General features: G+C 71.3%; 19 protein-coding genes. 10 read left to right on the top strand and 9 right to left on the bottom strand.

What is annotated here, in order from left to right; all coding sequences use genetic code 11:
• Positions 1-9 precede the first annotated feature (9 nt).
• Both ACGFIK_RS04670 and ACGFIK_RS04665 read right to left on the bottom strand, forming a co-directional pair.
• Entirely contained in the window at positions 10-270 is a 261-nt protein-coding gene (locus ACGFIK_RS04670; protein ID WP_327025514.1) for a hypothetical protein, read from the bottom strand.
• Between the two features lie 194 nt (positions 271-464).
• A complete protein-coding gene (locus ACGFIK_RS04665; protein WP_327025515.1) occupies positions 465-842 on the bottom strand; it encodes a hypothetical protein in 378 nt (125 codons plus the stop codon).
• Between the two features lie 233 nt (positions 843-1,075).
• On the opposite strand from ACGFIK_RS04665, the gene ACGFIK_RS04660 reads away from it, so the two are divergent.
• Genes ACGFIK_RS04660 through ACGFIK_RS04650 form a run of 3 tightly spaced genes read left to right on the top strand, consistent with a single transcriptional unit; the run spans position 1,076 to position 4,179 of the window.
• Entirely contained in the window at positions 1,076-3,631 is a 2,556-nt protein-coding gene (locus tag ACGFIK_RS04660; RefSeq protein ID WP_327025516.1) for an ATP-dependent Clp protease ATP-binding subunit, read from the top strand.
• Positions 3,632-3,661: 30 nt separating this feature from the next.
• The gene (locus ACGFIK_RS04655) at positions 3,662-3,826 is read left to right on the top strand and encodes a hypothetical protein (protein ID WP_327025517.1); all 165 of its coding nucleotides are present in this window, start codon (positions 3,662-3,664) and stop codon (positions 3,824-3,826) included.
• Positions 3,826-4,179 carry a DUF3140 domain-containing protein gene (locus ACGFIK_RS04650; protein ID WP_327025518.1) on the top strand — a complete coding sequence of 118 codons (354 nt, stop codon included), beginning with the start codon at positions 3,826-3,828 and terminating at the stop codon, positions 4,177-4,179. Before ACGFIK_RS04655 ends, ACGFIK_RS04650 begins: the two co-directional genes overlap by 1 nt.
• 48 nt (positions 4,180-4,227) lie before the next feature.
• Here ACGFIK_RS04650 and ACGFIK_RS04645 read toward each other — a convergent pair whose 3' ends face one another.
• The 3 genes from ACGFIK_RS04645 to ACGFIK_RS04635 form a co-directional block, all read right to left on the bottom strand.
• A complete protein-coding gene (locus ACGFIK_RS04645) occupies positions 4,228-4,464 on the bottom strand; it encodes a hypothetical protein (RefSeq protein ID WP_327025519.1) in 237 nt (78 codons plus the stop codon).
• A 19-nt stretch (positions 4,465-4,483) separates the two neighbouring features.
• The gene (locus tag ACGFIK_RS04640; protein ID WP_327025520.1) at positions 4,484-5,482 is read right to left on the bottom strand and encodes a LysR family transcriptional regulator; all 999 of its coding nucleotides are present in this window, start codon (positions 5,480-5,482) and stop codon (positions 4,484-4,486) included.
• Positions 5,483-5,553: 71 nt separating this feature from the next.
• Complete coding sequence (locus ACGFIK_RS04635; protein WP_327025521.1) at positions 5,554-6,153, bottom strand: hemerythrin domain-containing protein; 600 nt, start codon at positions 6,151-6,153, stop codon at positions 5,554-5,556.
• 152 nt (positions 6,154-6,305) lie between these two features.
• Here ACGFIK_RS04635 and ACGFIK_RS04630 point away from each other — a divergent pair, with 152 nt between their 5' ends.
• Entirely contained in the window at positions 6,306-7,634 is a 1,329-nt protein-coding gene (locus tag ACGFIK_RS04630) for a M20/M25/M40 family metallo-hydrolase (protein ID WP_327025522.1), read from the top strand.
• A 57-nt stretch (positions 7,635-7,691) separates the two neighbouring features.
• Positions 7,692-8,339: a hypothetical protein gene (locus ACGFIK_RS04625; protein ID WP_327025523.1), complete on the top strand. Its 648-nt coding sequence runs from the start codon at positions 7,692-7,694 to the stop codon at positions 8,337-8,339.
• 66 nt (positions 8,340-8,405) lie between these two features.
• Here the strand turns inward: ACGFIK_RS04625 and ACGFIK_RS04620 are convergent, their stop codons facing one another.
• On the bottom strand, positions 8,406-9,056 hold the full coding sequence (locus ACGFIK_RS04620) for a YoaK family protein (RefSeq protein WP_327025524.1): 651 nt from the start codon (positions 9,054-9,056) through the stop codon (positions 8,406-8,408).
• A 309-nt stretch (positions 9,057-9,365) separates the two neighbouring features.
• Between ACGFIK_RS04620 and ACGFIK_RS04615 the strand changes: the two genes are divergently transcribed.
• Together ACGFIK_RS04615 and ACGFIK_RS04610 are read left to right on the top strand one after the other, a co-directional pair.
• Positions 9,366-9,611 carry a hypothetical protein gene (locus ACGFIK_RS04615; RefSeq protein WP_327025525.1) on the top strand — a complete coding sequence of 82 codons (246 nt, stop codon included), beginning with the start codon at positions 9,366-9,368 and terminating at the stop codon, positions 9,609-9,611.
• Positions 9,595-10,740 carry a cupin domain-containing protein gene (locus ACGFIK_RS04610; protein ID WP_327025526.1) on the top strand — a complete coding sequence of 382 codons (1,146 nt, stop codon included), beginning with the start codon at positions 9,595-9,597 and terminating at the stop codon, positions 10,738-10,740. The genes ACGFIK_RS04615 and ACGFIK_RS04610 overlap by 17 nt, the downstream gene beginning before the upstream one ends.
• A gap of 53 nt (positions 10,741-10,793) precedes the next feature.
• Here the strand turns inward: ACGFIK_RS04610 and ACGFIK_RS04605 are convergent, their stop codons facing one another.
• Positions 10,794-12,812 carry a helix-turn-helix transcriptional regulator gene (locus ACGFIK_RS04605; RefSeq protein WP_327025527.1) on the bottom strand — a complete coding sequence of 673 codons (2,019 nt, stop codon included), beginning with the start codon at positions 12,810-12,812 and terminating at the stop codon, positions 10,794-10,796.
• Between the two features lie 285 nt (positions 12,813-13,097).
• Here ACGFIK_RS04605 and ACGFIK_RS04600 point away from each other — a divergent pair, with 285 nt between their 5' ends.
• On the top strand, positions 13,098-13,823 hold the full coding sequence (locus ACGFIK_RS04600) for a YoaK family protein (protein ID WP_327025528.1): 726 nt from the start codon (positions 13,098-13,100) through the stop codon (positions 13,821-13,823).
• A gap of 25 nt (positions 13,824-13,848) precedes the next feature.
• Here ACGFIK_RS04600 and ACGFIK_RS04595 read toward each other — a convergent pair whose 3' ends face one another.
• Positions 13,849-14,040 (bottom strand): DUF5703 family protein, encoded by a 192-nt coding sequence (locus ACGFIK_RS04595; RefSeq protein ID WP_013734349.1) that lies wholly within the window; start codon positions 14,038-14,040, stop codon positions 13,849-13,851.
• A gap of 70 nt (positions 14,041-14,110) precedes the next feature.
• Positions 14,111-15,082: an aldo/keto reductase gene (locus ACGFIK_RS04590; RefSeq protein WP_327025529.1), complete on the bottom strand. Its 972-nt coding sequence runs from the start codon at positions 15,080-15,082 to the stop codon at positions 14,111-14,113.
• Between the two features lie 138 nt (positions 15,083-15,220).
• Between ACGFIK_RS04590 and ACGFIK_RS04585 the strand changes: the two genes are divergently transcribed.
• Both ACGFIK_RS04585 and ACGFIK_RS04580 read left to right on the top strand, forming a co-directional pair.
• The gene (locus tag ACGFIK_RS04585) at positions 15,221-16,273 is read left to right on the top strand and encodes an LLM class F420-dependent oxidoreductase (RefSeq protein WP_327025530.1); all 1,053 of its coding nucleotides are present in this window, start codon (positions 15,221-15,223) and stop codon (positions 16,271-16,273) included.
• Positions 16,270-17,106 carry an undecaprenyl-diphosphate phosphatase gene (locus ACGFIK_RS04580; RefSeq protein ID WP_327025531.1) on the top strand — a complete coding sequence of 279 codons (837 nt, stop codon included), beginning with the start codon at positions 16,270-16,272 and terminating at the stop codon, positions 17,104-17,106. The genes ACGFIK_RS04585 and ACGFIK_RS04580 overlap by 4 nt, the downstream gene beginning before the upstream one ends.
• Positions 17,107-17,208: the final 102 nt, after the last annotated feature.

The following is a 17,208-nucleotide window of genomic DNA, read 5'->3' as shown; positions in this document are numbered from 1 at the left end:
GCCCGGCCCCTAGAGTGTCGCGACGTACTGCTGGGCCTGCTCGACCGCGACGAGCGTCGCGGCGAGGCACTCCTCAAGCTCCTGACTGGCCTGGGTCAGCGACGCCTGCGCCGCCTCGACGGTGGTGTGTCCGCTGCCCTCCAGGGCACCGGCGAGGGTCTGCTGCGCCTCGGCCAGTTTCTCGCCGGCGGCCTGGACGGCGCTCTGGCCGTCACCGATCTGTTGGAGCGCTATCTCGATGGCTGCCTTGAGCTCGGCGACGCTCGCCACGCGGGAACCTCCTGGGGGCGGGGAGGACTCCATTAGAGCCTATGCCGGTTACGGAACGGACATCCGCCCTGTCAGTGTTGCTGCCTTGCTGACCGGTTGTCGACCGCAGGGGACGTGAGTCCGATTCGTGAGACCCGGGGTCGTGAGATCACCAAACGTGATCAATGCCTGGTCGCAGCGGCGTACGGGCGGGATCAGGGGCGCAGCCATCGGGGGCCGTACACCTCGGCGCCGAGCACGGTGACCCGATCCCGCAACGCCCGGTCGGCGGTGACCACCAGGCGTCGCCGGTCGCTCGCGTCGGCGACCAGCTCGACCACGGCGTCGTCCCCGGAACCGGTGGCGGAGACCACCCGCACCCCCTCGACCCCGGGCACCTTGCGGGCCGCACCCTCGACCACCAGCACCACCTCCACCGGCGGGGGCAGATCCGGCGGCACCCCCTGCCCACTCAGCGGCACCAGGGTGTCCCGCAGGCGGGCGGTCGCCCCGGCCCGGTCCCACCACCAGCCGTCCGGCCGGGATCCGACCACGTTGGCGGCGTCCACGATGAGCAGCGGAGTCGCGTTCATCGGCCCACCATGCCACCCGGCCCAGGGCGCGGCGTGACCGCCGCGCCGGGCGGCCTGGGTCGCTCACCCGCCGTCCCCGCTCCCGCCGTTTCGGCGAAACGGCGGCCTCCTGCTGCCGCGGACACCGCCATCGCGCCGAAACCGAGTCGATCAAGCAGCCGGGGTGGCGTTTGTCCGGCCGGGGGCCGGGTAGCCCGTGCCGACCCGTCTCGCGCCCGACCGCGGAGGAAGACATGATTGGACCCGGCGACTTCGGTTCGGACCCGTGGGACGAGTTCCTGGCCCGGTACTTCGGTCGGGGTGAGGGTGGGCGTCGGTCCGCCCACCGGGTCGACATCACCCGACTGATGACCGCGGACGCCCGGGAGATGCTCGCCGACGCGGCCCGGCGGGCGGCGCAGCGCAAGAGCAACGACCTGGACACCGACCACCTGCTCTGGGCCGCCCTGCAACGGGAACCCCTCCAGGATCTGGTGCGTCGCGCCGGGGCCGATCCGGACACCCTGATCAACGCGTTGGGTGGGCGGGGCGACGGTGCTCCCCGGGGCGAGGTGCCACACAACCTGTCCTTGACCCCGGCGGCCAAGCGGGCCCTGCTGGACGCCCATCAGCTGTCCCGGGCGATGGGCGCCAACTACATCGGTCCCGAGCACATCCTGATGGCCCTGCCGCTGAACCCGGAGTCGCCGGCCGGTCGGATGCTCGCCGCCGGGCGGATCCAGCCGGAGTCCTTGCAGGCCGCCAACGCCGAGCGGGGGCCGATGGCCAACCCCCGCCCGGATCGCGGCACCCCCACCCTGGACCAGTACGGCCAGGACCTCACCGAGCTGGCGCGCAACGACCAGATCGACCCGGTCATCGGACGGACCGCCGAGATCGAGCAGGCGGTGGAGATCCTGTCCCGGCGGACCAAGAACAACCCCGTGCTCATCGGCGAGGCCGGGGTCGGCAAGACCGCGATCGTGGAGGGCCTGGCCGAGCGGATCTGTGACGGTGACGTGCCGCAGACCCTGCTCGGCAAGCGGGTGATCCAACTGGACCTGGCCGGTCTGGTGGCCGGTACCCGCTACCGGGGCGACTTCGAGGAACGGCTGAAGAAGGTGATCGACGAGATCCGGGCCCACCGGGAGGAGCTGATCATCTTCCTGGACGAGATCCACACCCTGGTCGGTGCGGGCGGCGCCGGCAGCGAGGGCGGCATGGACGCCTCGAACATGCTGAAACCGGCCCTGGCCCGCGGCGAGCTGCGGGTGATCGGCGCCACCACCCTGGACGAACACCGCCGCAGCATCGAGAAGGACGCCGCCCTGGCCCGCCGTTTCCAGCCGGTGTTCGTGCCCGAGCCCAGCGTCGAGGACACCGTGGCCATCCTGCGCGGCCTGCGGGACCGCTACGAGGCCCACCATCAGGTGCGGTTCACCGACGAGGCCCTGGTCGCCGCCGCCGAACTGTCCGACCGCTACATCACCGACCGCTACCTGCCGGACAAGGCCATCGACCTGATCGACCAGGCCGGGGCCCGGGTCCGGCTGCGCACCCGGACCCCGGCCGCCGACGTGCGCGACCTGGAGCAGCAACTCGAGGAGGTACGCCGGGACAAGGAGCAGGCGGTCGCCGACGAGCAGTACGAACGCGCCTCCGCCCTGCGGGACCGGGTGGCCGAACTGGAGGAGCAGGTAGGCCGGGCCCGTGGCGAGGACGGCGGCGCCAACCAGGTACCCGAGGTGGGGTCGGAGGAGATCGCCGAGGTGGTCTCCCGGGCCACCGGCATCCCGGTCAGCCAGCTCACCGAGGAGGAACGCGACCGGCTGCTGCGCCTGGAGGGGCACCTGCACCAGCGGGTCATCGGCCAGGACGACGCGGTCAACGCGGTGGCCGAGGCGGTACGCAGGTCGCGTACCGGGTTGGCGGACCCGAACCGCCCGATGGGCAGCTTCCTGTTCCTGGGCCCCACCGGGGTGGGCAAGACCGAGCTGGCCCGGGCCCTGGCGGAGGCGTTGTTCGGCGAGGCGGACCGGATGGTCCGGGTGGACATGAGCGAGTTCCAGGAACGCCACACGGTCAGTCGGCTGGTCGGCGCCCCACCCGGCTACGTCGGGTACGAGGAGGCGGGCCAGCTCACCGAGGCGGTACGCCGCCGACCGTACGCGGTCGTGCTGCTGGACGAGATCGAGAAGGCGCACCCGGACGTCTTCAACATCCTGTTGCAGGTGCTCGACGACGGTCGGCTGACCGACAGTCAGGGCCGGACGGTCAACTTCAAGAACACCGTCCTGATCATGACCAGCAATCTGGGCTCCGAGTTGATCACCGGCACTCAGCGGTCGGTCGGCTTCGGTGCCGGTGCCCCCGGCGAGAGCCAGGAGAACGACGAACTGCGGGAGCGGCTGATGCGCCGCCTCAAGGAGAACTTCCGCCCGGAGTTCCTCAACCGCATCGACGAGGTGATCATCTTCCGTCGGTTGGAGGCCGAGCAGTTGCGGCAGATCACCGGCCTGATGCTGGAGGAGACCCGCCGTCGGCTGCACGCCCAGGACATCGAGGTGGACTTCACCACCGCCGGGGTCGACTGGCTGGCCGAGCACGGCTACCAGCCGGAGTTCGGGGCCCGACCGCTGCGCCGGGTCATCCAGCGGGAGGTGGACAACCAGTTGTCCCGGATGCTGCTGGAGCAGCAGGTGTCCCCGGGGCAGCGGGTGATCGTGGACGCCCGCGAGGGCCACCTCGACTTCGAGGTGGCGGCCGGGGAGCGCGGCTACACGGCCGCCTCCACCACCCATCCCCGCTGATCGGAATGTCCCCGGACCGGGAGGGTACAGATGACCGAACCGGAGGAGAACCGCGACGAGGACCGGGCCGACCCGATCGTCGCCCCGCCGACGGCCAACCCCGCCCGGGTGCAGGTGCCGGCGGAGGGACCGGGTGGGCCGATCGACGAGGGGGACCCGGAATCACCCGGGTCGCCGCCGGCAGAGGAGGGCTGATGGTACGCGAACAGCGACTCGAACCCGAGGTGGAAGTGCTCTGGGACGACTTCCACGCCGAGGTCAACGTGCCGTCCGAACAGCTACGGCAGTGGCTGCTGACCCGTGGTTCCGGTGAGGAGGCGTTCGGCCCCGGCCCGGATCTGGACCTGCCCGAACCGGGGCGGCAGATCCTCGCCGTACTGCGCAAGCGCAAGGTCGACCTGACCCCGGAGGACATCGAGGTGATGCGGGAGGCCGTGGAGCGCATCCGGGAACTGACCGCGGCCCGGCCCAGCCGGGGCAACGCCGACGACCAGTGGCGGCACTCCCTGCTCGACCTCGGACACGACGTCCTGGTGGTGAAGCGGTAGGGCCACTCGCCAGCGCCGCCGTCGGGACCCCCGACGGCGGCGCCGACGCTACTCCGTGCCCAGACTGGCGATGGTCAGACCGGTCGCCTCCGCGGCGGCCGTCCGGTCGGCGCGGGTCTGCTCCTCCCGGGTGAGCAGGTCGGCGTACTCGGTCAGGTCGGCCGGGTCCGGAACCTCCGGCAGCCGACGGAGGAAGGCTTCCACCTCCCGGACGGCGGTGGTGTGTCGCGCGGCCGCCTCGCGGAGGACCTCGCGGTCGTCGGCGGCGGGGTAGAGGTCGGTCATGGCCGCCCTTTACCCGCCCTCAGGCCGTTCGCACCCCGGGGTCCACCACCACCGGCGCCGTCGCCCGCAACCCGAACGCCGGGTTGCGCAACAACCAGGCCAGGTACGCCGGGTGTGGGGCCAGGGAGTCGGTGTACGAGGTCAGCGCCGTCTCCAACACCAGATCGGCCATCCGGGCGGCCGGTGACTCCGGATGCCAGCCCAGCATCAGCCGCCACCGCAGGGGGCTACCGGTCAACCGCCGGGTCACCAGCCCGGCCACCGGCCGGAAGGTGGCCTGACACAGGGCCACCGCCTCACCGGCGTCCACCAGATCTATGCAGCCGCGCACGTCGGTCTCGTACACCTTGCGGGGGGTGAACCCGGCCCGGGCGCAGGCGGCGGCGAAGCAGTCGCCGAAACAGCCGTCCCCCGGGGCGGCCACCCACTGCTCGTGGCGCAGGTCGGCCAGCGCCACCTCGTCGCGCCGGGCCAGCGGATGGGTCTCCGGCAGCAGCACCATGATCGGGTCTACGGCCACCTCCCGCCAGCTGAGCCCGTAGTCCGCCGAGGGGGTGGAGTCGCCGCACACCCCGGTCAGGGCGAAGTCCAACCGCCCACCGGCGACCAGCTGCGCCAACTCGTCCACTGACCAGGAGGCGTACGTGGTGATCTGGGCCTGTGGCTGCTCGGCGGCGAGCCGGTGCACCAGCCGACCCAGGATCGGGCTGTTCACCCCGCCGAACCGGTAACGGCGTGGGGCGTCCCCCGCGCCGGCCAACCGGGCCGCCTCGTCCTGAAGGCCCTTCATCGCGGGCAGCAGCACCCGGGCCCGGGCCAACACCAACTCGCCGAGGGCGGTGGGCCGGGCCCCCCGACGATCCCGTTCGAACAGCGGCCCGCCCAGGGTCCGCTCGATGCGCTGGAGCTGGGCGGTGAGTGCCGGCTGAGCTAAGCCCAGCGTCGAAGCCGCCTTGGTCACGCTCCCGGTCTCCGCGATGGCGCAGACCACCCGCAGGTGGCGCAACTCCAGGTTCATAGCGTGACGGTAGGGCCACGGAGCAGTTGGCGGTAGTGCCTGGAGGTATCAACGGCCATGAACATGCTCACTCAGCGCCCGGGCCGCTCCTCCAACTCGCTGAGCTGTGTGTGTCGGCCGGTCACCGCGTCCCGGAACTTGTCGACCAGGGCCACCGCGGGCTCGACGATCCGGTTCCACGGCGGGGTGTGCGGCACCCCCGGATGCGGGCGGGTGGGTGCGGCCTCCTCGGCGATCTCCAGCCGGTTGCCGAGCCGGACCAGTTCCTCCTCGGTGGCGGCCTGACACAGCCGCTGCACCAGCGGGTCGACCGCCGACACGTGGGTCTCGACCAGTTGGGCGACCATCGCCAGCCGGTCCTCGGTCAGCCCCCGCAACGCCATGAGCAGCGCGGCGTCGCCGGCCAGCACCTCGGCCACCGGCTCGTCGGCGTCCTCGAGGGCCTGGCGGACGGCCGGCAGCAGGTACTGCTCCTCCGCCGACAGGTGCCGGGACAGGGCGGCGACCAGGATCTCCCGGCCGTGCGCGGGGTCCGGGCCCGGCTCGACCAGCCGCCGGGCGAGCGCCAGCAACTGCCGGTGCTCCTCGGCGATGGTGTCGGCGATGCTGCGCCCCGGGGGCTGGTAGCCGTCGCCGGGGGTGGGCGGTAGCGGCGGCAAATGGACGGACACGGTCCCTCCTCGGCGGGGCGGTGGAGGGCCGATGATATGGCAACCTCGGCGCGGGGCAGTACCCGCACCGGTCGGTGTCGAAACCGTCTCACCACGGCGTCGGCTGTACCGCTGCCGCACGCGCCTGACCTGCGGGCTGGTATGAAGAGGCGATGACGAGTGACGCCCGCCCCGCCCTTCCCGCGCCGACCGACGAGGTCGTCGACCTCTGCCGGGATCTGCTGCGCATCGACACCACGAACACGGGCGACAACGCCACCAGCGTCGGGGAGCGCCTCGCCGCCGAGTACGTAGCGGAGAAGCTGGCCGAGGTCGGCATCGACCCGGTGCTGCACGAGTCCGCCCCGGGCCGGGCCAACGTGATCGCCCGGATCCCCGGCACCGACCCGAGCCGGGGAGCCCTGCTGGTGCACGGCCACCTGGACGTCGTACCGGCCGACCCGCACGAGTGGTCCGTGCACCCCTTCTCCGGTGAGCTGCGCGACGGCTACCTGTGGGGTCGGGGGGCCATCGACATGAAGGACTTCGACGCGATGGTCCTGGCGGTGGTACGCCACTGGCAGCGCACCGGGGTCCGGCCGCCGCGCGACATCGTGCTGGCGTACACCGCCGACGAGGAGGCCGGCAGCGACTACGGCGCGCACTTTCTGACCACCCGGCACCGGGAGCTGTTCGACGGGTGCACCGAGGCCGTCGGCGAGGTCGGCGGATTCTCGTACAGCTTGGACGAGAACCGGCGGCTCTACCTGATCGAGACCGCGGAGAAGGGCATCGACTGGTTGCGCCTGCACACCAAGGGCCGCCCCGGGCACGGTTCGATGGTGCACGACGACAACGCGGTCACCGCCCTGGCCGAGGCGGTGGCCCGGATCGGGCGGCACCGCTTCCCGGTGGTCGTCACCGACACCGTCCGGGCCTTCCTGGAGGAGGTCTCCGAGCTGCTCGACATCGAGCTGGACCCGGAGGACCCGGAGACGGCGATCGCCAAGCTCGGCCCGATCGCCAACATCATCGGGGCCACCATCCGCAACACGGCCAACCCCACCCGGCTGGCCGCCGGGTACAAGGAGAACGTCATCCCCGGCAGCGCCAGCGCCACCATCGACTGCCGCAGCCTGCCCGGCCAGTCCGAGCTGCTGGAGCAGCAGCTACGGGAGCTGATCGGCCCGGACATCGCGATCGAGTACATCCAGCGCCAGCCCGCCCTGGAGACCACCTTCGACGGTGACCTGGTCGAGGCCATGTCCGCCGCGCTGCGGGCCGAGGACCCGGGGGCCCACCCGGTGCCGTACATGCTCTCCGGGGGTACGGACGCCAAGGCCTTCTCCCACCTGGGCATCCGCTGCTTCGGTTTCGCACCGCTGCGGCTGCCGGCCGATCTGAACTTCTCGGCGTTGTTCCATGGCATCGACGAGCGGGTTCCGGTGGACGGACTACAGTTCGGCGTGCGGGTTCTCGACCGGTTCCTGCGTACCTGCTGATGCCGTGCCCGGTTCGGGCCCGGCAGCTGACGAAACTTCCTGAAAGGGACGCCTCCTATGACCGACCAGCACGGTGAGCTGGATGCCGCTCTCGAGCGCGTGATCGAAGCGGCCCGCCACCACCTGGCCGCCGTCCGCGCCGCGCAGGGCCGGATCGACGACGACGACGTCTGGCGGGCGTACGTCGCGCTGAACAACGCGTCCTTCGCCTACGACGAGCAGCTCATGGACGCCTTCGGTGAGGTCACCCCGTGGGATGTCGAGTCGATCGACCCCGACGAGGTCGACCAGCGCCTCGGCGCGGCCGACGGGGTGGAGGCGACCGACCCCCACCCCCAGGTGATCTCGGTACGCCAGCGGCGCGACTACCGGGTGCCGAGCGTCTCCGCGCTGATCCGGATCGCCGAGGCGGCCCGGCGGGAGGGCATCCCGGCCGAGGAGGAGGTGCCCCCGGTGGAGGGGGTCGGCGAGGCCGTGCTGGAGCTGCTGCAGAGCGGCGACGGTTCACTGTCCGCGCTGGACGTGCCCGAGTTGGAGCCGCTCGACGGGGTCGTCATGGTCAGCGAGGTCGGCACCCCGGTCGACCTGGAGTCCTTCGACGACGACGATGCGGTCGGCCCCTTCCAGCCGGCCACCGGTGACCGGCTGGTCGGGCGGCTCGACGAGCACCCCTTCCTCGACGACGAGGCCGAGCACGCGCACTGATTCCATGACCGCCGGGCCGCTGCCGTCATCCGACGGTGGCGGCCCGGGGGGCGGATCGACCCCGGGTCACGGGGTGTGCCGGGGTCGCTTCGACAGGGCCAGCAGCAGCATCACCACGATCAGCGCCCAGGTGATCACGTAGGTGACCATCGGCCGTTGCTCACTGGCCGCCCCGACATATCCGCCGATCGCGTAGCTGGCCAGGCAGAGCAGACCCAGCCCGGCGATCCGTCGGGCGCCGCTGGTGTCCCCGCGCTCGAAGACCCAGTCGGCCAGCCCTCGGGTGGTCCGCAGCACCGTGCCGGTCTGGAAGGAGGTCGCGGTCTGCACCCCGAAGGTACGGGAGACCAGCCCGCCGAGGATGCCGACCGGGAAGGCGCACAGGGCGGTCAGCACGGTCCGCTCGGTCAACGAGTCCCGACCCGAGTCGAGGGACTTGTCCACCAGCCCCCACAGCACCAGCAGGGCCAGCATCGCGAGTAGTTCCCACCCGGGGGGTCGCAACGGACCCGCAGTGGGGAACCGGCGCAGCCCGGCGCCGAGCAGACCGCCCAGACCGAACGCGATGATCGACGCCAGGGCGGACGGCCACGCCGGGAGATGCCCGGCCAGGCCCATACCGATGAAGGCTACGTTTCCGGTCTGGATTCCGACGAACACCTTGTACCGCAGGAACGAGAAAGCGTCGACGACTCCCGCCAATCCGGTTCCCAACATCAGGGCGAACAACGGATACCGAAAGTCGAGTTGGGTCGTGTTCCACTGTTGTGGGGACCCTCGCCCTGCTGGTCCGGTTCTGCCTTGACGATTGGACATTGCGCACCCTACCCGGACGCCTGATCCGGTAAACGCCGGCGCTTTCCGTCCTTCGTCGCTGGAACGGATTCCACCGAATGGCGCGATCGCGTGATTCCGCGTACGCCAATTGCGGGCCAGGATCACAGGTAGGCGCCCAGCCGTGCCGTCGAACCATGGACGGCCACTTCTTGCCGGGCGCTTTTCCCGCGACTCCTGAGGAGGTCCGTCATGGATCTGGTCTCCATGGCCGGATTGCGCGTCAAGCTCTACTCGTTCGCCGCTCTGGCCGCCGCCGGAGTCGCCATCGACGCGCCGATCTGGAGCATCACGGCACTCGTGTTCCTGTGTGCCGCGATCCCGCTCGCAGTCGCGCTCCAGGGCACTGGACGTGTCCGCGCGCTCTTTCTTCCGTCCCGGGACGCCACCATGGCGGCCCCTCAACGAGAGGTTGTTCGCGATGCGCAAGTCCGATGAGTTCGGCATGGGATCCAACGGCGGCGGTTCGCTGGTGGGCACCCTGCCGCGTAACCCGGCGATCGACGACACCCACCCCGACCTGGTCACTCCGCCCTCGACCGACGACGGCCTGCTGCCCAACATGGTGTTCCCCTTCTCGCTGGCCCACACCCGCAGGGAGAGCGGCGGCTGGACCCGGGAGATCACCGACCGGCTCCTGCCGATCGCGCACGACCTGGCGATCATCGACATGAAGCTGGACCCGGGGGCGTACCGGGAACTGCACTGGCACATCCAGTCCGAGTGGTCGATCATCCTCAAGGGCAGCGGCCGGATCGGGGCGGTGGACCAGGAGGGACGCAACTTCCTGGAAGACGTCAAGGCGGGCGACCTCTGGTACTTCCCGGCGGGCATCCCGCACTACATCCAGGCCTTCGAGGAGGGCATGGAGTTCCTCCTGGTCTTCGACGACGGGTGCTACTCCGAGGACGCCACCTTCCAGTTGACCGACTTCCTCGCCCACGTGCCCAGGTCGGTGATCGCGAAGAACTTCGGCTGGACCGAGGAACAGATGCGCAACCTGCCGGAACGCGAGAAGTACATGTTCCACGGGCAGGTGCCGCCGCCGCTGGCCGAACAGCGGGTCTTCAGCCCCACCGGCGACGTGCCGCGTACCTTCAAGCACGCCTTCCTGTCGCAGACCCCGGAGCGGTTCGAGGGGGGCAGCGTACGCATCGCCGACTCGACCAACTTCGCCGCCGCGACCACCACCACGGTGGCCATGGTGGAGTTGGAACCGGGGGCTATGCGGGAGCTGCACTGGCACCCCAACGGCGCCGAGATGCAGTACGTCATCTCCGGCCAGGGCCGGATGGGGGTGTTCAGCGGTGGCTCCACCGCCCGGACCTTCAACCTGCAACGCGGTGACGTCGGCTACGTGCCGATCTCCCTGGGCCACTACGTGGAGAACCTCGGCGACGAGCCGTTCGTGTACCTGGAACTGTTCCGGACCGCGAAGTTCGAGGACATGTCGCTGGCCCAGTGGCTGGCCAACGTGCCGCCACAGGTCGTCGCGGACACCCTGAACATGCAGCGGCAGGTCATCGAGGTGCTGCCCAAGGTGAAGAACGCCGTGCAGCGGCACTGAGCAGCGGCTACGGACGCCACGACCTGCCAGCGGGTCGTGGCGCCGGGGCCTGTTCAGGAGGGTCGGTGGGCGTCCCAGAGGCGGGCCAGCTGCACCCGGGTGCGGATGCCGAGCTTGGCGTAGATCGCCCGCAGTTGGGTGTCCACGGTGTGGAAGGAGACGAACAGCTCGGCGGCGGCCTGCTGTTTCGTGGCGCCTCCGGCGAGCAGTTCGGCCACCCGGGCCTCCGCGGGGGTGAGGGCCTCGATTCCGTCCGGCCGGAGCGGGTGCCGGTCGCGGGTGCCGGCGGCGAGGTGGCGGCGGAACTGCCGGGCCCGATCGTGGTCCCCGGTGGCGCCGAGGCGCGCGTACAGGGCGGCACACTCGTCGAGTACCTCGACCGCTTCCCGCCGAGGTAGGTGCGGCGAGCGCCCCAGGTCGAACATCGCGTCGGCCAGCGCCGGACGGGCCGCGGTGGTCCGCAGCCGGGCCACCGCGGTGGACAGGGCCGCCGGGTCGCCGCTGATGATCCCGTCGGCCTGGTGGGCGATGCCCTGCCACAGCCGGTTGTTCACCGTGCCGGCTACCCGCTTGAGGTGGTCGGCGAGGATCTGGGCGTGCCGGTGGTCGTCGAGCAGCAGGGCGGCGCGGACCAGTCGCGGACCGTGGTGGGGCACCAGCAGCAGGGGAGCCGCCGCCCGGTGCGACATCCGCAGCATCGCCCGCAGCAGGGGTGCGTGCCGTTCGGGTTCGGGATCGGCGGCCGCGGCAGCCCCCAGGCGAAACCATTGCAGGCCGTCCGGCCAGTCCAGGGCGGGTTTCTCCGGTGCCAGCAGGGCCCGGGCCATGGAGACCTCGTCGCGCCGCAGCAGCTCCTCCACCACGGTGCCGAGCAGGGTGGCCCGGGCCTCGTCGGGCAGCGCCTCGGCGGCCGGATCCTCCAGGGCCAGCCGGGCCCGCGCCGAGGCCTCGGCGAACTCGCCCACCGCCAGGCGGGCGACACAGTCCAGGGCGGTGACCAGGGGTCGGGCCACCCCGCCGAGGGTGTCGATCTCCTCGGTGACCGCCTCCAGGGCGCTTCGCGCGTCCGTGAACTGGCCGAGGGAGAGCTGGTTGGCGATCCGGTCCACCCGCAGGAAGACCACCTGGCTGCGGGCCCCCGGTGCGCTGGTGTCCACCTCGTGCAGGATCCGGGCGGCCCCGGGCAGGTCGGCGCCGACCGTGGCCTGGGCCGCCTGGGCCAGGGCCAGCCGGATCCCACCCTCGGGGGCCGGGGCGGTGCGGTGCGCGCGCTGCGCCTCGGCCAGCAGGTCACCGCTGTCCGGGTAGCCGAAGCGGGCGGCCACCGAGGCCCGCATGGCCAGGGTCCAGCTCCGTTCGGGGCCGCCCAGGTGCTCCTCCAGGGCCCGCTCCAGGTAGCGCATCGACAGTGAGGGGCGCTGGGTGGCGTGGTAGGCACCCAGCCGACCCAGCAGGAGGGCCCGCTGGTGTGCGGCGCAGCGGGCTACGGCGAGTTCGGTGCGCAGCAGGAGCATGGCCTCGGGCAGCCGTCCGGCGAGGAAGAGGTGGTCGGCCGTGGCGACCAGCCAGTCCAGTTGGTGATCGGGCGCGCCGGGTGCCCCGCAGGCCAGCAGCAGGTCCGCCGAGAGGGTGGGGCTGACCGCCGGGTCGGTAGCCAGCCGGGCGGCCAAGGCCCGAGCACCCTGTTCCACGGTCGGCATGGCCTGGAGCAACCGGCGGGCGGCCGGGGCCGGGCGGCCCGCCTCGGCCAGCACCTCGGCGGCGCTCTCGTGCAGTCCCCGCTGCATCGACAGCGGCAGCTCCGCCAGCACCCCCTCGCGCAGTCGCGGCGACGCCAGCCGCAACCCGGTCGGGCCGTCGACGAGGGTCCCCCGGGCGATCAGCTCCTCCACGGCCGTCTCCAGCGCCAGCCGGGTGCCGACACCCGCGCGGGCCAGCAACCGTTCCAGGAACCAGAGTTCGCAGGGCGGGTCCGCGAGGGCGACCATCCGTACCAGGAACCGCTGAATATCGCTGGTCGCCGGTGACCCGCCGGTGGACATCTTGGGACGCTGTACGGATGCCTCGGGCATCGGAATCACCGTCAATGCCTCCCCGAATTCGGTTCTCCGGTGCCTGTCTGGCCGTCGGTGAGCCGTTATGGGGAGGCTAACCAGGCCAGCGGGACATTCGGAGGGGAAACCGCGAGGAAAACTCCGATCCATTGCTGTCGGCGGGCGAATTCGAATACCGGGTCATCCGGTGGTATCCGCCCTTTCGGTGACCCGGGTTCGGTAAGTTGCGAAATCATCGGCACCGGTCGCAACGACGCATGACTTGCCGGACCGCCCGAACAGACCGCCAGGTGTGGAGAACCGATGTCGAGTGCCGAACCGCCCGTCGGGGGGAATCGGATCGGGGCCGATCCGGCGGACGTCTACCGCGAGTTCCGCCATCCGATCCTCGTCCTGGGGGTGAGCACGGTGGTCGCCGGGGCCCTGGACGCCTTCGCCTTCCTGCGGTACGGGGCCTTCGTGGGCAACCAGTCCAGCAATGTCCTGTTCCTGGGGATCGGACCGGCCGGTGGGCATCCTGCCTGGCCCACGGCGGCGGCCTCGATGGTGGCGTTCGTGGTCGGGACGGGTCTGACCACCCGGCTGCGTGCCGTGCCGAGTCGGTGGACCTCGGTCTCTCGGGGCCTGGCCCTCGCGGTGGCCGCGGTAGCGCTCTGGGGGGCCCTCAACGTGCTGTTCGAGTACGGCCGGGACAGCCCCCGGCTTCGGGCCCTGCTGGCCGCCGTCGGCGGGTTCGCGATGGGTGCCCTGGCCACCCTGTTCGTCCGCACTGCCGGGACAGCCACCACCATCACCTACCAGTCGGGCACGGTGGCGAAGACCGGTGAACGGATCGTCGGCTGGCTGCTCGGCCCACCCCAGGGTCGCGGCAGAGCCAGAAAAGGCTTCCTGCTCGGCCTGCTGACCCTCGCCGGTTACGCCTGCGGTGGCGGGATCGGCACCCTGGCCCAGCATCGACCGCTGTGGGTGCCGGCCTGGGCGGCCCTGGCCCTGCTGGCCGTGGCGCCCCTGATCCGCCACCGGGGATGACCCACCGGCGGATCGGCGACCACCCTCAGTACGACAGTCCCGGCTGCGGCTGGTTGACCCGGCGGCGACGCAGCACCACCTGCCGGGTGCCGTCCCGGTACAGCCGCACCCGGGCCAGTTCCCAGCCGGAGAACTCCGCCTGGATGGCCAACTGCGCCGCAGCGGTCAACCGGTCGACATTCGGCGGCAGCCGCAGCGGCGCGTATTCGTAGTCCATGGACCCTATGCTGCCCAGCCCGACCCCTCCGCCGCCACCCTGCCGCTGACCTGGCGCGAAAGGTATCGGATCAGCCGTCCCGTTCGGGGTAGCCGACCTCCAGCGCGGAGACGTCGTCCAACGCCGTGGTGATCTCCTCGGGCAGGGTCATCCGCTCCACCTGAAGGGCGCCGAGCAACTGCCCGCAGGTACGGGCGCCGAGGATCGGGGCGGTCACCCCGGGCCGGTCCCGGATCCAGGCCAGCGCCACCTCCAGGGGGGACACCCCGAGGCCGGTGGCGGCGGTCGCCACCGCCTCCACGATGCTGGAACAGCGCGGCTCCAGATAGGTGGCGACGAACCGTTCGAAATGCGGCGACACCGCCCGGGAGTCCGCCGGTCGGCCGTGCCGGTACTTACCGGTCAGCACCCCGCGACCCAGCGGGGACCAGGGCAGCACCCCCAACCCCAGGGCGTCGCAGGCCGGCAGCACCTCCCGTTCCACCCCCCGCTCCAGCAGGGAGTACTCCACCTGGGCGGCCACCACCGGGGCCCGCCCCGGCCAGGCCGCCTGCCAGGCCGCCGCCCGGGCGGTCTGCCAACCGGAGAAGTTCGACACCCCGACGTAGCGGACCCGGCCACTGGCCACCGCGTGGTCCAGCGCGGCCAGGGTCTCCTCCAGGGGGGTCTGCGGGTCGTAGCCGTGCACCTGGAACAGGTCGACATGATCGGTGCCCAGCCGGCGCAGCGAGGCGTCCAGGGTGCGCAGCAGGTGCCCCCGGGAACCGTCCCGACGTCGGCTGCCGCCGGGCCGCAGACCGGCCTTGGTGGCGATCAGCAACTCCTCGCGCGGCACCAGACTGCCCAGTAGCGAGCCGATCACCGACTCGGCGTCACCGTCGCCGTACACGTCGGCGGTGTCGACCAGGTTTCCACCTGCGTCGAGGTAACTCTTCAGTTGGGCGGCCGCGTCGTCGGCGTCGGTGTCCCGACCCCAGGTCATGGTGCCGAGCGCGAGCCGGGAAACCGCCAGCCCGCTTCGGCCGAGCGGTCGCTGCTGCATGGTTGAACCTTATTTCGAACCGGGCCAGACGGATATCCTCGCTCCTGTCGAGTCTGCTGGCGATTCGGGGTGAGCCGGTGATCGTCCCCAGCGCCGCGATTGCGTAACCTGATGCGACTGCGGATAGGGGAGGACTCTGTGCGACTCGGGCTAAGCCTCGGATACCAGACAGCGTGGAGCACACCGGCTGATCATCTGGCCCTGGCTCAGGAGGCGGACCGGCTCGGTTACTCGGTGGTGTGGGCGGCCGAGGCGTACGGCTCCGACTCGCCCAGCATGCTCGCCTGGATGGCCGGGCAGACCGAGCGGATCGACATCGGCAGCGCCGTGATGCAGATCCCCGCCCGGACCCCGGCGATGACCGCGATGACGGCCGCCACCATCGACTCGCTCTCCGGCGGCCGGTTCCGGCTAGGCCTGGGGGTCTCCGGCCCGCAGGTCTCCGAGGGCTGGCACGGCGTACGCTTCGCCAAGCCCCTGGCCCGGACCCGGGAGTACGTCGACATCGTCAAGCTGGCGGTGGCCCGCAAGGAGGTCGCCTACGACGGCCAGTTCTACACCCTGCCGCTGCCCGACGGCCCCGGCAAGGCGCTGCGGCTGGGCTTCCACCCGCCGCGCGAGCACATCCCGATCTACCTGGCCGCGGTCGGCCCGAAGAACCTGGAACTGGCCGGTGAGATCGCCGACGGCTGGTTGGCCATCTTCTACGCCCCGGAATTCGCCCAGGAGCAACTGGCCTCGGTCGCCGCCGGTCGGGCCCGGGCCGGCAAGGAACTCGCCGGGTTCGACGTGGTGCCCTCCGTGCCGGTCGTGGTCGGCGACGACGTCGACTCCTGCGCCGAACTGGTCCGCTGGTACACCGCCCTGTACGTCGGCGGCATGGGCAGCCGGCAGCAGAACTTCTACAACCAGCTGGCCACCCGGATGGGGTACGGCGACGCCGCCCGCGAGGTGCAGGACCTCTACCTGGCCAAGCGGCAGCGTGACGCCGCCGCCGCGGTGCCGCTGGAGTTCATCGACCGCACCTCCCTGCTCGGCCCCAAGGAGCGCATCGCCGACCGGATGCGCCAGTACGCCGAGGCCGGGGTGACCACCCTCTCGGTGACCCTCTTCGCGGCCGACCGGGACAGCGGAGTGCAGACCCTGCGTACCGTCGCCGAGGCCCTGGAACTCTCAGGAGTCGGGGAGTGACCTGGGTAGAAGCCATCGTCCTGGGCATCGTCCAGGGACTGACCGAGTTCCTGCCGGTCAGCTCGTCAGGCCACCTGCGGATCACCTCGGCGATCTTCTTCGACCAGGACGCCGGGGCCTCCTTCACCGCAGTCACCCAGTTGGGCACCGAGGCGGCCGTCCTGCTCTACTTCGCCAAGGACATCTGGCGAATCGGCCGGACCTGGACGGTGGGGATCTGGGACTCCTCGGTCCGCTCCAGCCTCGACTACCGCATGGGCTGGTACGTGATCGTCGGCTCGATCCCGATCGGGGCGCTCGGCTTCCTGTTCAAGGACCAGATCCGGGAGACCGCCCGCAACCTGTGGGTGGTCGCCACCACCCTGATCGTCTTCGCCTTCATCCTGGCCTTCGCCGAGTACTGGGGCCGGCAGACCCGGACCCTGAAGGACTTCCGGATGCGCGACGGCGTGGTCATGGGGTTCGCCCAGGCGCTGGCCCTCATCCCCGGGGTGTCCCGCTCCGGGGCGACGCTGACCTTCGGCCTGTTTCTCAACCTGACCCGGGAGACGGCCGCCCGCTACTCCTTCCTGCTGGCCATCCCCGCCGTGGTGATGTCCGGCATCTTCAGCCTGGGTGACGTCTTCGAACCGGCCGCTCCGGGCACCTCGGTGCCGAGCGTCGCGCAGATGGTCGTCGCCACCGTCATCGCGTTCGCGGTCGGGTACGCGGCCATCGCCTGGCTGCTGCGCTATGTCGCCCACCACACCCTGTACATCTTCGTGCTCTACCGGGTGGCGGTCGGGACCCTCGTCCTGGCCCTGCTGATGACCGGGACGATCAGCGCTACCTGAGTTCGGGTTTCTGGGTGGTTGCGGTGTGGGCTGGGGGGGGGGGGGGGGCCGGGGGGGGGGGGGGGGGGTGTGGAAAGACCGCGCCCCCGGGCCCCCACCCCC

The sequence above is a fragment of the Micromonospora sp. NPDC048871 genome (assembly GCF_043198155.1).
Taxonomy (GTDB): Bacteria; Actinomycetota; Actinomycetes; order Mycobacteriales; family Micromonosporaceae; genus Micromonospora.
This window is presented reverse-complemented; position numbering and strand designations above follow the sequence as displayed.

What these genes read in the sequence shown, in the direction of transcription:
- ACGFIK_RS04600 (WP_327025528.1), top strand. Translation starts at nt 13,098, where the DNA reads ATGTCGAGTGCCGAACCGCCCGTCGGGGGGAATCGGATCGGGGCCGAT.
- ACGFIK_RS04630 (WP_327025522.1), top strand. Translation starts at nt 6,306, where the DNA reads ATGACGAGTGACGCCCGCCCCGCCCTTCCCGCGCCGACCGACGAGGTC.
- ACGFIK_RS04590 (WP_327025529.1), bottom strand. Translation starts at nt 15,082, where the DNA reads ATGCAGCAGCGACCGCTCGGCCGAAGCGGGCTGGCGGTTTCCCGGCTC.
- ACGFIK_RS04615 (WP_327025525.1), top strand. Translation starts at nt 9,366, where the DNA reads ATGGATCTGGTCTCCATGGCCGGATTGCGCGTCAAGCTCTACTCGTTC.
- ACGFIK_RS04665 (WP_327025515.1), bottom strand. Translation starts at nt 842, where the DNA reads ATGAACGCGACTCCGCTGCTCATCGTGGACGCCGCCAACGTGGTCGGA.
- ACGFIK_RS04625 (WP_327025523.1), top strand. Translation starts at nt 7,692, where the DNA reads ATGACCGACCAGCACGGTGAGCTGGATGCCGCTCTCGAGCGCGTGATC.
- ACGFIK_RS04645 (WP_327025519.1), bottom strand. Translation starts at nt 4,464, where the DNA reads ATGACCGACCTCTACCCCGCCGCCGACGACCGCGAGGTCCTCCGCGAG.
- ACGFIK_RS04620 (WP_327025524.1), bottom strand. Translation starts at nt 9,056, where the DNA reads ATGTTGGGAACCGGATTGGCGGGAGTCGTCGACGCTTTCTCGTTCCTG.
- ACGFIK_RS04595 (WP_013734349.1), bottom strand. Translation starts at nt 14,040, where the DNA reads ATGGACTACGAATACGCGCCGCTGCGGCTGCCGCCGAATGTCGACCGG.
- ACGFIK_RS04610 (WP_327025526.1), top strand. Translation starts at nt 9,595, where the DNA reads ATGCGCAAGTCCGATGAGTTCGGCATGGGATCCAACGGCGGCGGTTCG.
- ACGFIK_RS04655 (WP_327025517.1), top strand. Translation starts at nt 3,662, where the DNA reads ATGACCGAACCGGAGGAGAACCGCGACGAGGACCGGGCCGACCCGATC.
- ACGFIK_RS04650 (WP_327025518.1), top strand. Translation starts at nt 3,826, where the DNA reads ATGGTACGCGAACAGCGACTCGAACCCGAGGTGGAAGTGCTCTGGGAC.
- ACGFIK_RS04640 (WP_327025520.1), bottom strand. Translation starts at nt 5,482, where the DNA reads ATGAACCTGGAGTTGCGCCACCTGCGGGTGGTCTGCGCCATCGCGGAG.
- ACGFIK_RS04660 (WP_327025516.1), top strand. Translation starts at nt 1,076, where the DNA reads ATGATTGGACCCGGCGACTTCGGTTCGGACCCGTGGGACGAGTTCCTG.
- ACGFIK_RS04605 (WP_327025527.1), bottom strand. Translation starts at nt 12,812, where the DNA reads ATGCCCGAGGCATCCGTACAGCGTCCCAAGATGTCCACCGGCGGGTCA.